This window comes from Pararhizobium sp. A13 (assembly GCF_040126305.1).
In the GTDB taxonomy this organism is placed as follows: domain Bacteria; phylum Pseudomonadota; class Alphaproteobacteria; order Rhizobiales; family Rhizobiaceae; genus Pararhizobium.
In genome coordinates this window covers 838,307-851,838 of the sequence record NZ_CP149510.1, presented here as the reverse complement: position 1 = coordinate 851,838, position 13,532 = coordinate 838,307, and the positions used below count along the sequence as shown (strand labels likewise).

Genomic DNA, 13,532 nt, shown 5'->3' with positions numbered 1-13,532 from the left:
TGGAAGTGGTCGAGCGAGGCTTGCATTCCGATTGTTCATCGACTCATCGATTTTCGTGGATGGATTGCAGTGCCAGAATGTGCGAGTGGCAGGCATCTTTCCCGGAACCGATGCCATGACTGCCGCAACAGCCCCCATTGCTCACACTTCGAACGCCGCCCGCACCGGCGTCCTCTTCATGCTGCTTGGCATGCTGATGTTCTCGCTCAACGACACGATGGGGAAATGGCTGGTTTCGACCTATTCCGTCAGCCAGTTGATGACGATCCGCAGTCTGGCGGCGCTGGTGGTGCTTATTCCGTTTTTCGTCAAGCGCGGGTGGCGCAGCCTGCTCATCGTCGATCGGCCGTGGCTGCAGGGACTGCGGTCGCTGCTTTTTGCCGTCGATGCATCCGCTTTCTATTTCGCCGTCGCCTATATGCCGCTTGCCGATGCGATGACCTATTGGCTGGCGGCGCCGATCTATGTCGCCGCGGCGTCTCCGTTCCTGCTCGGTGAGCATGTGGGCTGGCGGCGGTGGACGGCAATCCTGATCGGCTTTGCCGGTGTCGTCATCGCGCTCGAGCCCTCAAGCGAGAGTTTCTCGCTGCCGGCGCTGATCGCGCTCGTTGGCAGCGCGGCCTATGCCTTCGCGCTCCTTCTCGGCCGAACCTTGCGATCAACGCCGGATACGACGCTGATCTTCTGGCAGCTGAGCGGCGCCCTGATCTTCTCGCTGGTCGGTGTCGGCGCCAATCCCGTGGGCTGGGCGCCGATGGACATGCAGGCCCTGGCGTGCCTCAGCCTTCTCGGCATCGTCGCCATGCTCGCCCATATCCTCGTCACCCGCTCGCTGAAACTGGCGGATGCGGCCACCGTCGTGCCGCTGCAATATACGCTGCTCTTCTGGGCTGTTGTCTTCGGCTGGATCTTCTTCGGCGATACGCCGCGATGGACGGTTATCCTCGGCTCCGCCCTGATCATCGCCTCCGGCCTGTTCATCTTCTTCCGCGAACAGCAGCTGAAGCGGCTGAAACCGCAGGAACACGCGAAGCGAACCGTGTGAGCCCGGACGTTCAAGTCCGGACTCCTGTTCCGGTCAGGCCGTGAAGGCGGCGCTCATCAGGGTCTGGGTATAGCTCTCGCGCGGCGCTTCGAAGATCGCGTCGGTATTGCCCTCCTCGACGATCCTGCCGTTCTTCATCACCACCACGTAATCCGACATCGCCTTGATCACCGACAGGTCGTGGCTGATGAAGATGTAGGAGAGGCCATTTGCCTTCTGCAGGTCGCGCAGAAGGTCGATGACCTGCCCTTGCACCGAGCGGTCGAGCGCCGAGGTCGGTTCGTCGAGAATGACGACCTTCGGCTTGAGGATGATGGCGCGGGCAATGGCGATGCGCTGCCGCTGGCCGCCGGAGAATTCGTGCGGATAGCGGTTGCGGGCGGCCGGGTCGAGGCCGACCTCCTTGAGCGCCTCGATCGCCCGCCTGTCACGCTCGGCGCGGCTGAGCTGCGGCTCGTGGACATAGAGCCCCTCGGTGACGATTTCGCCCACCGTCTGGCGCGGCGACAGCGATCCATACGGATCCTGGAACACCAGTTGCAGCTCACGGCGCAGCGGCCGCATGGCGGAGCGGCTGAAATTGGAGATGTTCGTCGAACCAAACTGGTAGCGCCCGCTGCTCGGGATTAGCCGCAGAAGCGCGCGGCCGAGCGTTGATTTGCCGGAGCCGGATTCGCCGACGATGCCGATGGTCTGGCCCTGCTTCAGCCGGATGCTGACGCCATCGACGGCGCGAAACACCCCGGCGGAGCTGCCGAACAGGCCGCCGCCGGTGGCATAGTCGACGGCAACATTCGCGCCTTCGAGAACGATCGGCGCGTTGTTCGCCGGTGGTGCCTTGTGGCCGCGCGGCTCGGCGGCCAGCAGCATCTTGGTATAGTCCGCCTGCGGCCGCTCGAAGATGTCGGCAGTGGTTCCCGTCTCGACCACCTCGCCGCGGCGCATGACGGCAACGCGGCTGGCGAAATGGCGGACGATGCCGAGGTCGTGGGTGATCAGCACGACGGCCATGCCGAACTTGGCCTGCAGCGAATTGAGCAGGTCGAGGATCTGCGCCTGGATGGTGACGTCGAGCGCCGTCGTCGGCTCATCGGCGATCAGGATGTCAGGATCGTTGGCGAGCGCCATGGCGATCATCACGCGCTGGCGCTGGCCGCCGGAGAGTTCGTGCGGATAGCTGTCGATCCGCCGCTTCGGTTCGGGAATGCCAACCAGTTCGAGCAGTTCGAGCACCCGGATGCGGGCCTGTTTGAACGTGCCGCCGTGGTGATGGACGATCGGTTCGGCGATCTGGCGGCCAATCGTGTAGAGCGGATCGAGCGAGGTCATCGGTTCCTGGAAGATCATGGTGATCTTGGCGCCGCGCACAGTGTTCAGCGCCTTCAGAGGTAGGCCGACCAGTTCCTGGCCGCGGTATTTTGCCGATCCCGTGACCGTACCGTTGCCGGCAAGCAGGCCCATGATGCCCATCATGGTCTGGCTCTTGCCGGAGCCGGATTCGCCCACGACGGCAATCGTTTCGCCGGCCTTCACGTCGAGATCGATGCCCTTGACCGCTTCCACCGTTCCATCCGGGGTCGAGAAACTGACCTTGAGGTTGCGGACGGCGAGAATTGTTTCCCGTGAATCAGTCATGTCAACGGTCCTTCGGGTCGAGCGCATCGCGCAGGCCGTCGCCGGCGAAATTCAGCGAGAAGAGGGTGAGGACGAAGAAGATCGCCGGGAAGATCAGAAGCCATGGCGCCGACTGGATGTTGTTGGCGCCTTCCGCAATCAGCGCGCCCCAGCTCGTCAGCGGCGCCTGAACGCCGAGGCCGAGGAAGGAGAGGAAACTTTCGAGCAGAATGACCTTCGGCACGACGACGGTGACGAAGACGACGACCGGGCCGATGGTGTTCGGGATGATGTGGCGGCGGATGATCTGCCAGTCTGTCAGCCCCAGCGCCTGCGCCGCGCCGATGAATTCGCGCCGTTTCAGTGCCAGCGTCTGGCCGCGCACGATGCGGGCCATGTCCAGCCACTCCACCGCGCCGATGACGAGGAAGATCAGGATGAACGAGCGTCCGAAGAAGACGACGAGCACGACGACGAGGAAGACGAAGGGCAGCGAATAGAGGATTTCGACGAAACGCATCATGACATTGTCGATGCGGCCGCCGATATAGCCGGAGGTGGCGCCGTAGAGAACGCCGATGCTGAGCGAGACGAGGCTCGCAAGCAAGCCGACGGCAATCGAGATCTGGCCGCCGAGCATGACGCGGGCCATCAGGTCGCGGCCGTTGGAATCCGTGCCGAACAGGAAATATTCCCGCGAGACGCGGCCAGTGAGCTTCAGCGTCTTTCCATCGTTTTCGGTCGCCACCACTTGCGTGCTGTCGAATTCGTTGGCCCGGTCGAAGTAGCGCGTGGCGCGCGGATCGATCGGCTCGTCGGATGTCACTGTGGCCGTGAAGGTCTGGCCTTCGACGGCAAACTCCTTCAGGTCGACGCGCGCCCGTCCGGCAACGCCTTCCATCACCTCCTGCAGGCTCGACGCGTCCGGCCGTGGCTCGAAGCTCGGCGGGATCGAGACATAGGACGGAAAGACCTGGTCGTAGGTGTGGCTGACGAAATAGGGGCCGAGGAAGGAAAACATTGCGATCAGCACCAGCGTGACGCAGCCGGCCATGGCGGCGCGGTTGCGGCGGAAGCGCATGGTGGCGAGCTGGAACAGGCTTCGGCTGGCGGTTTCGGGCGGCAGAGCCGGGGTGGTGACGATATCAGTCATGGCGAACCCTCGGATCGAGAAGGCCGTAGAGAATGTCGACCAGGAGATTGAAGACGATGACGAAGATGGCGATCAGCACCACGGTTCCCATCACCAGCGTGTAGTCGCGGTTGATCGCGCCGAGCACGAAGTAGCGGCCGACGCCGGGAATGGTGAAGATCGTCTCGACGACGGCCGAGCCGGTGAGCAGCGCTGCGGCAGCGGGCGCGAGATAGGAAACGACCGGCAGCATGGCGGCGCGCATCGCATGGGTGACGACGACGACGCGCGACGGCAGGCCATAGGCGCGGGCCGTGCGAATGTGGTCGGTGTGCAGCGCCTCGATCATCGAGCCGCGCGTCAACCGGGCAAAGACCGCAAGCTGCGGCAGAGCGAGCGCGATCATCGGCAAGATCAGGAAGCGCAGCGAGCCGTCGCCCCAGCTTCCGGCGGGCAGCCAGGCGAGCGTGATGGCAAAGATAAGCGTCAGCACCGGACCGACGACGAAGTTCGGCACGGTAACGCCGACGGTCGAGATCGACATGATCAGGAAATCGAGGAAACTGTTCTGTCGGAGGGCTGCCAGCGTGCCGGCGAGAACGCCGCCGATCAGCGCCAGCAGGAGCGCGTAGGAGCCGAGTTCGATCGAATAGGGCAGGCCCTTGCCGATCAGCTCGGCGACGGTGTTGTCCTTGTAGATGTAGCTCGGCCCGAAGTCGCCGGTGACGGCATTGCCGATGTAGGACAGGTACTGGCTCCAGAGCGGCTGGTCCAGATGGTAGGTCGCCATCAGGTTCGCCATGGTTTGTGGCGGCAGCGGACGCTCGAGATTGAAGGGGCCGCCGGGGGCGAACCGCATCAGGAAGAAGGAAATCGTGACGACGATAAACAGGGTCGGCACGGCGCTCGCGAGGCGGCGCAGGACAAAGGAGATCATGGTTTTGCTCTCTGACCGTGACGCGCGGCGCGAAGCCGCCGCGCGTCAAAAATCCGTTATTCGGAAACGCTCAGGAAGCGGCTGAGATGCGCGTTGACGGCGTTATCCTGCCAACCCTTCACCTTGTCGGACACCAGCCAGAGATCGGCCTGGGTCAGGAACGGCGCGATCGGCTGTTCCTTCATCAGAAGCGCTTCGGCTTCATGAAGCGTCTTTGAACGGACGGTCGGATCGATCTCCTCGTAGGACTTCTTCATCAGCGCGTCGAACTCGGGGTTCTCGAAATGACCGTAGTTGAAGGTCTTGTTCGAGGAGAGGCTGAGCGCCAGGAAGTTTTCGGCGTCGGCATAGTCGGCGACCCAGCCGGCGCGGGCGACGTTGAACTTGCCACCTTCCTGAAGGTAGGCGTAGTGCGAGGAGACGTCGAGATTGACCAGCGACACCTTGGCGCCGAACGTGTTCTTCCACATGTCGGCGACAGCCGTCGCGACGCGCTCATGGTTCGGATTGGTGTTGTAGCGGATCTCGATGTTGAGCGGCTTGCCGCCTTCGCCGTAACCGGCGTCCTTCATCAGCTTGAGCGCTTCATCCTCACGGTCGAGCTGTGACATCTCGGAGAAGTCGGCCTTTGCCGGATCGCCGTAGCTCGCCATTCCCGGAGGCACCATGGAGTAGGATGGCAGCTGCGAACCGCTGTAGATTTCCTTGGCGAGGAAGTCGCGGTCGACGGCCATGGAGAGCGCACGGCGAACGCGAACGTCGCTATAGGGCTCCTGACGCGTGTCGAAGGCGTAGTAATAGGTCGCAAGCGTCGGCGAAACATGGACCTGCTCGCCATAGGACTTGCGCAGGCGGTCCAGCTGGTCGGCCGAGAAGTTGTAGGCAAGGTCCATTTCCTTGGCCTCAAACCGACGGACGGATGCGGCTTGATCGTCGATCGGGTAGAAGATCACCTTGTCGATCTTGACGTTGGCCGCATCCCAGTAGGACGGGTTCTTTTCGGTGGTCAGGCTGTCGTTCGGCGTATGGGCGACGAGCTTGTAGGCGCCGTTCGAGACCATGACGCCCGGCTTGACGAAATCGGCGCCGTTCTTCTCGACGCTTGCCTTGGAGACCGGCAGAGCGGTCTGGTGCGCCAGCAGTTCCAGGAAGAAGGGTGTCGGACGCTCAAGGGTGATTTCAAGCGTCTTGTCGTCGATGGCCTTGATACCCAGCTGGTCGACCGGCACTTCGCCCTTGTTGACCTTTTCGGCGTTCTTGATCGGGAAGAGAATGTTGGCGTAGCCGGCGGCGGTCTTCGGGTCCTCGACACGCTGGATGGAGAAGACGAAGTCGGCGGCGGTCACCGGCGAGCCGTCCGACCACTTGGCGTCGGCGCGCAGCTTGAAGGTATAAACCAAGCCGTCGTCGGAGAGGTCCCACGTTTCGGCGGCGCCCGGAACGACCTTGCCGGCCGCATCGTAAATGGTCAGGCCTTCATAGAGATCCTTCAGGATGAACTCTTCGATGTTGATGGAGGTGTGAGCCTGATCGAGCGTCTGCGGTTCGCCGGCATTGCCGCGATGCAGAACGGTTTCCGCGAGCACCGGGCTCGCGCCAATGAGAAACGATCCGAGCAGGATCGCTGTGCGGAGGTTGATTTTTGCCAATGTCATTTTTGTTTTCCTTCCCCTCTTTTTAGGTTGTGAAGCGGCGAGAGAATGCCAATTTTTTCGCAAAGGCAAGGCCATCTGTCGTGGTTCAAACGCCGCAATGTCGCTGACAGGCATGTATCTATAGCGCGGCGGTTGCATTTCAATCGCGGCATTTTTCGAGGGAATTGCGCCCGGTAAATTGCGTCGCCGGCGGATGGTCCACAATGCCTTGCGCAAGTTTGAGCATTATTTCCAGCAGTTTACGTAATATGCATTCGTCGGCTGCCTCTTGATGGAAATGATCATGCAATTCCCATTCCCTAGCCGTCCAGGGCGGCTCACTGGTCCTCACCAAACAAAGCGCCGCGCACATTGGCCGCCTTTCAATCACGGGTTGTTTTAGTCGGTATGGCAAAAAAATGCGCGATAGTTTGTCCACAGAGCCCCATCTGCAACGTTTCCGCTCACCAAAACCCATCTTTCCGGTCGCGTCAGCGGTTGCCAAACCCGGATCATCAATTATGGTGCGGTTAAATCCGCCCGCATTTCGCCAGGAGGCCTGGTCTTGATGATACCAGTTGGCATTTGCGGCGGGCACTTCTGCTCAAACGGAGAATATGGGTGCCGACATTGATCAGGAATGATGGCGCCAGCACAATGGGAGACTTTTGAATGGCCTTGATCACTTTGCGGCAGTTGCTGGACCACGCCGCTGAAAACAATTACGCGCTGCCCGCCTTCAACGTGAATAATCTGGAATATATCCAGGCGGTGATGCGCGCGGCCGATGCCACGGATTCGCCCGTCATCCTGCAGGCCAGCCGCGGCGCCCGCGCCTATGCCGGCGACGCGTTCCTGCGCCACCTGATCCTCGGTGCCGCCGAAGAATATCCACACATACCGGTTTGCCTGCATCTCGACCACGGCGACCAGCCGTCCACCTGCATTTCGGCGATTACCAACGGCTTCACGTCGGTGATGATGGACGGATCGCTTCTTGCCGACGGCAAGACGATCGCGAGCTATGACTACAATGTCGGCGTCACGGCGGAAGTGGTGAAGATCGCCCATGCGGCCGGCGTCTCGGTCGAAGGCGAACTTGGCTGTCTCGGCAACCTCGAGACCGGTGCCGGCGAAAAGGAAGACGGCCATGGCTTCGAAGGCAAACTGTCGCGCGAGGAACTTCTGACCGATCCGGAACAGGCCTTCGACTTTGTCGAGAAGACCGGCGTCGATGCGCTGGCCGTTGCGATCGGCACGAGCCACGGCGCCTACAAGTTCACCCGCGCGCCGGACGGCGAAATCCTCTCGATCGAAACGATCGCCAAGATCAACAAGCGGCTGCCGAACACGCATATGGTCATGCACGGCTCGTCGACGGTGCCGCAGGACCTGCAGGACCTGTTCAACGAATTCGGCGGCAAGATGAAGCAGACCTGGGGCGTGCCGGTGGCCGAAATCCAGAAGGCCATCCCGCTCGGCGTCCGCAAGGTCAATATCGACACCGACCTCCGCCTCGCCTTCACCGGCGAGATCCGCAAGCATCACCTGCAGCATCCGGACAATTTCGATCCGCGCAACTATCTGAAGCCGGCGACCGCCCGCATGGTCGAGGTCTGCAAGGAGCGCTTCATCGCCTTCAACGCCGCCGGCCAGGCATCGAAAATCCGAGTCAAGCGCCTGCCGGACATGGCAACGGCCTACTCGAAGGCCGCCTGAGGACGCATTGTGGCGGGAGCAAATCCCGCCACGGACTTCTTTCGGTGGGCAGATGCTGGACCTCTGATGGCGGCAGCGTCCCGTTATGCTGCAAGATTTGCCCACCCGCCGACACCGCGGAACCAGCAAAAGCGCTTTACAACGCTGCCTGCCTTTGATTTGTCAGGCGGCACGATAGTCTGTGTTCCAAGGGAAGAGGAAACATGAAACTTTTGCGGTATGGGCCCCTAGGGTCGGAAAAGCCGGGCGTTCTTGACAAAGACGGCCAGATCAGGGACCTGAGCGGGGTCATCGCCGATGTTGGCGGCGACGCGATCAGCGATATGGGCTGGTCCAAGGGGCTCGATATCGACAGCCTGCCGGTCGTCGGCGGCAGCCCGCGCCTTGGCGCCTGCGTTGCCGGAACCGGCAAGTTCATCTGCATCGGGTTGAACTATGCCGATCACGCCGCTGAAACCGGCGCGACGGTGCCGCCGGAGCCGGTGATCTTCATGAAGGCGACGTCCGCCATCGTTGGTCCGAATGACGACGTCGTCATCCCACGCGGCTCGGAAGCCACCGACTGGGAGGTGGAGCTCGGCGTGGTGATTGGCAAAAAGGCCAAGTACGTGTCGGAAGCCGGCGCGCTGGAACACGTCGCCGGCTACTGCGTCATCAACGATGTCTCCGAGCGCGATTTCCAGACCAAGCGCTCCGGCCAGTGGACCAAGGGAAAGTCCTGCGACACGTTCGGCCCGACCGGCCCCTGGCTGGTGACGCGCGATGAGGTTGCCGATCCGCAGAAGCTGAAGATGTGGCTGACCGTCAACGGCGTCACCAAGCAGGATGGTTCCACGAAGACCATGGTCTATGGGGTCGCCAATGTCGTCAGCTATCTCAGCCAGTTCATGACACTGCATCCCGGCGACATCATCTCGACCGGCACGCCCCCCGGCGTCGGCATGGGGTTCAAGCCACCACAGTACCTCAAGGCGGGCGACGTCGTTGAGCTCGGCATCGAGGGTTTGGGAACGCAGAGGCAGACCTTCATCGCCGACGTCTGATCGCCGCAATAAATTGAGGAAGGGCGCGTGCCACCGCATCGCGCCCTTTTTCGTGGCCCTCAGGTTTCGACCTTCAGCTTGACGCGATCAGCGGCGAAGCGGGTACGGGCGAACTGTACCGGCACGCCATCCGGATCGGCGTTGATGGCGGTCGCCTCGATGACGATGGCGCCGGGCGAAAGGCGAAGCAGGGCCAGTTCGTCGGCATCGGCGTGGCGGGCGACAAGCTCCGTGGAGACGCGCACGTAGTCCGGCAGGCCTTCCGCGGCAAAGGCCTTGGTGATCGAACCCAGTTTTTCGACTTTCTCTGCCATGTGCGGGAAGCGATCCGAGGGGAAGAAGTTGGTGGAACAGGACACCGGCCGGCCATCGGCGCTGCTGACGAGATTGAGCTGGATACAGTCGGTTCCAGGAGCGATCCTCAACCCTGCCGCGACGTCGCCTGCAGCGGGTAGGGCGGCCCGGGAGAGCAGCCTCGCGACCGTCTCACGGGCTTGACCGCCGAGGCCCTGCGAGAAGCGCGTGCGCCTCGAAATCGGAAAGCTCAGCCGTTCTTTCCGCTGTATCATCGTGCCACGGCCCTGGATCGCCTGCACCAGCCCTTCTTCGGCGAGGGCGGCAAGGGCGCTGCGCACAGTATGCCTGTTGACGCCGAACTGGCCGGCGAGGACGACTTCCGGCGGCACCATGCCGGTCTGGTCGTAGTCGCCATTGCTGATCGACAGCCGGATCAGATCGGCGATCTGCCGCCAGAGAGCCACGCCCGTCTGTCGCTCGACCGCCTTTTTCGCATTCATGTCACAAGCTCGTCATGTTGGGATTCTAGAAACACTTATCAGATGTATAGTTGTCTATATTATTAGACATTTCGGACGAAAGCAATGGATACCATGAAACAAAAGAGCGGCGCGGCGGTGAATGAGCGCAAGCGGGCGATGGAGCTGCTGGCAAAGGCCTCGATCGCAGAGCTCAGCGCGGGCTGGCGGGCGATCGAGCCGAAGCCCGAGGTGCATGCGGTGCGCGGGCCGGAAAGCGGTCTTGTCATGGTGCGTGGCCGCATCGGCGGCGGCGGTGACGCCTTCAATCTCGGCGAGGCGACGGTCAGCCGGGCCACGGTGCGGCTCGGCTCGGGCGAGATCGGCCACGGCCAGCTGCTCGGCAATGACCGTGAGAAGGCGCGTCTTGCCGCGGTTTTCGATGCGCTTCGCCAGCGACCAGAACATAGGCAGGCCGTCGAATCGCTGATCGACGCGGTTGAAAACCATGTCGCGGCTGAAGACCGCAAACAGGCCGAACAGACCGCGGCGACACGCGTCGATTTCTTCACGATGGTCCGGGGAGACAACTGATGGGCGTTCAGACCGAAATCCACGCCAGCGCCTATGCCGGTGCCTTCACGGAGCCTGTTTTCCAGTCGCAGGCCGTATTCCGGGCTCTGATGGATGCCATGGCACGCCCCGGCACGATCGCGCCGCTTGGCGCATCGGCAAGTCCACCGGCGCCGCTTGGTGCCGGTGCCGGAGCGATTGCGCTGACCCTGTGCGACGACGGAACCCCCGTCTGGCTCAGCCCTGCCCTTGCCAATTCATCGGTGCCGGCCTGGCTGTCCTTCCACACCGGCGCGTCGCTGACGGAGGTCAAGCCAGAGGCCCGCCTCGTCTTCGTCGACGCTGGTGGCATCGTTCCGGGTTTCGACCAGTTCGCGCTTGGCACGCAGGAATATCCGGATCGCTCCGCAACGCTGGTGCTTGAAATCGCGTCGCTCGAAGGCGGCGCGGAATTGGTCGCCACCGGCCCCGGAATCAAGCACGAGACCATCATTTCGCCGGTCGGCCTGCCGGGCATTTTCCTCACCCTCTGGGCGGAAAATCGCGCGCTGTTTCCAAGGGGTGTCGATCTGATCCTGGTCGCAGGCACGAACATTCTTTGCCTGCCGCGCACCACCAAGCTTCGCCGCAGGGAGATCTGATCATGTATGTTGCAGTCAAGGGTGGCGAGGCGGCCATCGTCAATGCACACCAGCTTCTCGCCGATCGCCGTCGCGGCGATCGGTCGCTGCCTGCGATCTCCATCGACCAGATCGTCGCCCAGCTTGGCCTTGCGGTCGACCGCGTCATGGCGGAAGCCTCGCTTTACGACCGCGAACTGGCGGCCCTTGCCGTCCGGCAGGCACGCGGCGACATGATCGAGGCGATCTTCATCCTGCGTGCCTACCGCACGACGCTGCCGCGGTTCGGCATGTCGGAGCCGGTCGATACGGCAAGCATGAAGATCGAGCGCCGCGTCTCGGCGACCTACAAGGACCTGCCCGGCGGCCAGCTTCTGGGCCCGACCTTCGACTATACCCACCGCCTGCTCGATCCGTCGCTGCTGACGGACGAGCCGGTCGCTGATCCCGTTCGCCGCAGTGCTGACGAGAGCCCGATGATGCGCGTCTCCGATATTCTCGCCGGCGAAGGCTTGATCGAGGGTGATGGCAAGCTGCCGGAGGATCATGTGCCCGGCGACCTGACGCGCGAACCCTTGGAGTTTCCGTTGAACCGAGACCTGCGCCTGCAGGCGCTGGCGCGTGGCGACGAGGGATTTCTGCTGGCGCTCGCCTATTCGACCCAGCGCGGCTATGCCCGCACCCATCCTTTCGTGGGCGAAATCCGCATCGGCGAAGTCGAGGTCGAACTCGACGTTCCCGAACTCGGCTTCGCCGTCTCGCTCGGCCGCATCCAGGTGACCGAATGCCAGATGGTCAACCAGTTCCAGGGCTCGGCCAGGAACCCGCCGCAGTTCACGCGCGGCTATGGTCTCGTCTTCGGTCAGAGCGAGCGCAAGGCCATGGCCATGTCGCTGGTCGATCGGGCGCTTCGTGCCGAGGAATTCGGCGAGGATATCGTCGCACCGGCACAGGACGAGGAATTTGTCATTTCGCATTCCGACAACGTCCAGGCGACCGGCTTCGTCGAGCACCTGAAGCTGCCGCATTATGTGGATTTCCAGGCCGAACTCGATCTCGTCCGCCGCATGTGTGCCGAATATGACGCAAAGTCCGGTGCCGAAAAGGATAGCGGCCTCCCGGAGGCGGCGGAATGATCGAGGATCTCTCCCACATCACCTTCATCGTCAGCGATCTCGACCGGATGACGGAGATTCTCGAGACGGTTTTCGGCGCCAAGCAGGTCTATGCGAGCGGCGAAAAGCAGTTCTCACAGGCACCGGAGAAATTCTTCACAGTCGGAGATCTCTGGATTGCGATCATGCAGGGAAAGGGTCTGAGCGAACGCACGTATAACCACGTCGCCTTCAAGATACGCGACGAGGATATCGATATTTACCTCGAGCGCATTCGCTCGCTCAATCTCGACGTCATGCCACCGCGGCCGCGTGTCGAAGGCGAGGGGCGGTCGGTCTATTTCCACGATGACGACAACCATCTCTTCGAATTGCACAGCGGTACGCTTGCTGAGCGGCTCGAGACGTATTCCCGTTTAGAGGAGGCGGCCGAATGACTGACCTTGCCACCTACAACTTCGCCTATCTCGACGAGCAGACCAAGCGGATGATCCGCCGGGCGATCCTCAAGGCGATCGCCATACCCGGCTATCAGGTCCCCTTCGCTTCCCGCGAAATGCCGATGCCCTATGGCTGGGGCACCGGCGGCGTGCAGGTGACGGCGGCGATCCTCGGGCCGGACGACGTGCTGAAAGTCATCGACCAGGGAGCCGATGACACGACCAACGCCGTTTCGATCCGCGCCTTCTTCCAGAAGGTCGCCAATGTCGCGGTGACGACGAAGACGCGCGAAGCGACGATCATCCAGACGCGCCACCGCATTCCGGAGGAAGCGCTGAAGGCCGGGCAGACGCTGGTCTACCAGGTGCCGATCCCCGAACCCCTGCGCTTCCTCGAACCGCGCGAGACCGAGACCCGCAAGATGCATGCGCTGGAGGAATACGGCCTCATGCACGTCAAGCTCTACGAGGACATCGCCCGCAACGGCCGCATCGCCACGACCTATGCCTACCCGGTCAAGGTCGAAGGTCGTTATGTGATGGATCCCTCGCCGACGCCGAAGTTCGATAATCCGAAGATGCATATGTCGGAAGCGCTGCAGCTTTTCGGCGCTGGCCGTGAAAAGCGCATTTATGCCGTGCCGCCCTATACCGACGTCGTCAGCCTCGACTTCGAGGACCATCCTTTCGAGATCCAGCATTTCGACAAGCCGTGTGCGCTCTGTGGCGCAGAGCACGTCTATCTCGACGAGGTTGTGCTCGATGACAAGGGCGGCCGGATGTTCGTCTGCTCCGATACCGATCATTGCGAGGATCGGCGGGCACACGGTCATGCCGGCGAGATGCTGGCGCGGCAGGAGGCGGCGGAATGATTGCTTTTGAATATTTGCCTATCAGGTCGCTCA

Annotated in this window: 14 protein-coding genes; 8 read left to right on the top strand and 6 right to left on the bottom strand. The window is 62.3% G+C overall.

Annotated elements, in window-relative coordinates:
* Positions 1 to 115 precede the first annotated feature (115 nt).
* Positions 116 to 1,045, top strand: coding sequence for a DMT family transporter (locus WI754_RS04030; protein ID WP_349436373.1), 930 nt, complete (start codon positions 116 to 118; stop codon positions 1,043 to 1,045).
* A gap of 33 nt (positions 1,046 to 1,078) precedes the next feature.
* Here the strand turns inward: WI754_RS04030 and WI754_RS04025 are convergent, their stop codons facing one another.
* The 5 genes from WI754_RS04025 to WI754_RS04005 form a co-directional block, all read right to left on the bottom strand.
* Positions 1,079 to 2,680, bottom strand: a complete 1,602-nt coding sequence (locus WI754_RS04025) for an ABC transporter ATP-binding protein (protein ID WP_349436372.1) — start codon at positions 2,678 to 2,680, stop codon at positions 1,079 to 1,081.
* A 1-nt stretch (position 2,681) separates the two neighbouring features.
* Positions 2,682 to 3,812 carry an ABC transporter permease subunit gene (locus WI754_RS04020; RefSeq protein WP_349436371.1) on the bottom strand — a complete coding sequence of 377 codons (1,131 nt, stop codon included), beginning with the start codon at positions 3,810 to 3,812 and terminating at the stop codon, positions 2,682 to 2,684.
* Entirely contained in the window at positions 3,805 to 4,728 is a 924-nt protein-coding gene (gene oppB, locus WI754_RS04015) for an oligopeptide ABC transporter permease OppB (protein WP_349436370.1), read from the bottom strand. The genes WI754_RS04020 and oppB overlap by 8 nt, the downstream gene beginning before the upstream one ends.
* Before the next feature lie 56 nt (positions 4,729 to 4,784).
* Positions 4,785 to 6,383: a peptide ABC transporter substrate-binding protein gene (locus WI754_RS04010; RefSeq protein ID WP_349436369.1), complete on the bottom strand. Its 1,599-nt coding sequence runs from the start codon at positions 6,381 to 6,383 to the stop codon at positions 4,785 to 4,787.
* A 139-nt stretch (positions 6,384 to 6,522) separates the two neighbouring features.
* Complete coding sequence (locus WI754_RS04005; protein ID WP_349436368.1) at positions 6,523 to 6,960, bottom strand: hypothetical protein; 438 nt, start codon at positions 6,958 to 6,960, stop codon at positions 6,523 to 6,525.
* A gap of 74 nt (positions 6,961 to 7,034) precedes the next feature.
* On the opposite strand from WI754_RS04005, the gene fba reads away from it, so the two are divergent.
* Entirely contained in the window at positions 7,035 to 8,081 is a 1,047-nt protein-coding gene (gene fba, locus WI754_RS04000; RefSeq protein ID WP_349436367.1) for a class II fructose-bisphosphate aldolase, read from the top strand.
* A 203-nt stretch (positions 8,082 to 8,284) separates the two neighbouring features.
* On the top strand, positions 8,285 to 9,124 hold the full coding sequence (locus WI754_RS03995; protein WP_349436366.1) for a fumarylacetoacetate hydrolase family protein: 840 nt from the start codon (positions 8,285 to 8,287) through the stop codon (positions 9,122 to 9,124).
* Between the two features lie 59 nt (positions 9,125 to 9,183).
* On the opposite strand, the gene phnF is transcribed toward WI754_RS03995, so the two are convergent.
* Positions 9,184 to 9,921 carry a phosphonate metabolism transcriptional regulator PhnF gene (phnF, locus tag WI754_RS03990; RefSeq protein WP_349436364.1) on the bottom strand — a complete coding sequence of 246 codons (738 nt, stop codon included), beginning with the start codon at positions 9,919 to 9,921 and terminating at the stop codon, positions 9,184 to 9,186.
* A gap of 84 nt (positions 9,922 to 10,005) precedes the next feature.
* Between phnF and phnG the strand changes: the two genes are divergently transcribed.
* Genes phnG through WI754_RS03965 form a run of 5 tightly spaced genes read left to right on the top strand, consistent with a single transcriptional unit; the run spans position 10,006 to position 13,499 of the window.
* Positions 10,006 to 10,473, top strand: coding sequence for a phosphonate C-P lyase system protein PhnG (gene phnG / locus WI754_RS03985; RefSeq protein WP_349436362.1), 468 nt, complete (start codon positions 10,006 to 10,008; stop codon positions 10,471 to 10,473).
* On the top strand, positions 10,473 to 11,093 hold the full coding sequence (phnH, locus tag WI754_RS03980) for a phosphonate C-P lyase system protein PhnH (protein ID WP_349436361.1): 621 nt from the start codon (positions 10,473 to 10,475) through the stop codon (positions 11,091 to 11,093). The genes phnG and phnH overlap by 1 nt, the downstream gene beginning before the upstream one ends.
* A 2-nt stretch (positions 11,094 to 11,095) precedes the next feature.
* Positions 11,096 to 12,208, top strand: a complete 1,113-nt coding sequence (locus WI754_RS03975) for a carbon-phosphorus lyase complex subunit PhnI (protein ID WP_349436360.1) — start codon at positions 11,096 to 11,098, stop codon at positions 12,206 to 12,208.
* A complete protein-coding gene (gene fosX, locus WI754_RS03970) occupies positions 12,205 to 12,624 on the top strand; it encodes a FosX/FosE/FosI family fosfomycin resistance hydrolase (RefSeq protein ID WP_349436358.1) in 420 nt (139 codons plus the stop codon). Before WI754_RS03975 ends, fosX begins: the two co-directional genes overlap by 4 nt.
* Positions 12,621 to 13,499, top strand: coding sequence for an alpha-D-ribose 1-methylphosphonate 5-phosphate C-P-lyase PhnJ (locus WI754_RS03965; RefSeq protein ID WP_349436357.1), 879 nt, complete (start codon positions 12,621 to 12,623; stop codon positions 13,497 to 13,499). The genes fosX and WI754_RS03965 overlap by 4 nt, the downstream gene beginning before the upstream one ends.
* Positions 13,500 to 13,532: the final 33 nt, after the last annotated feature.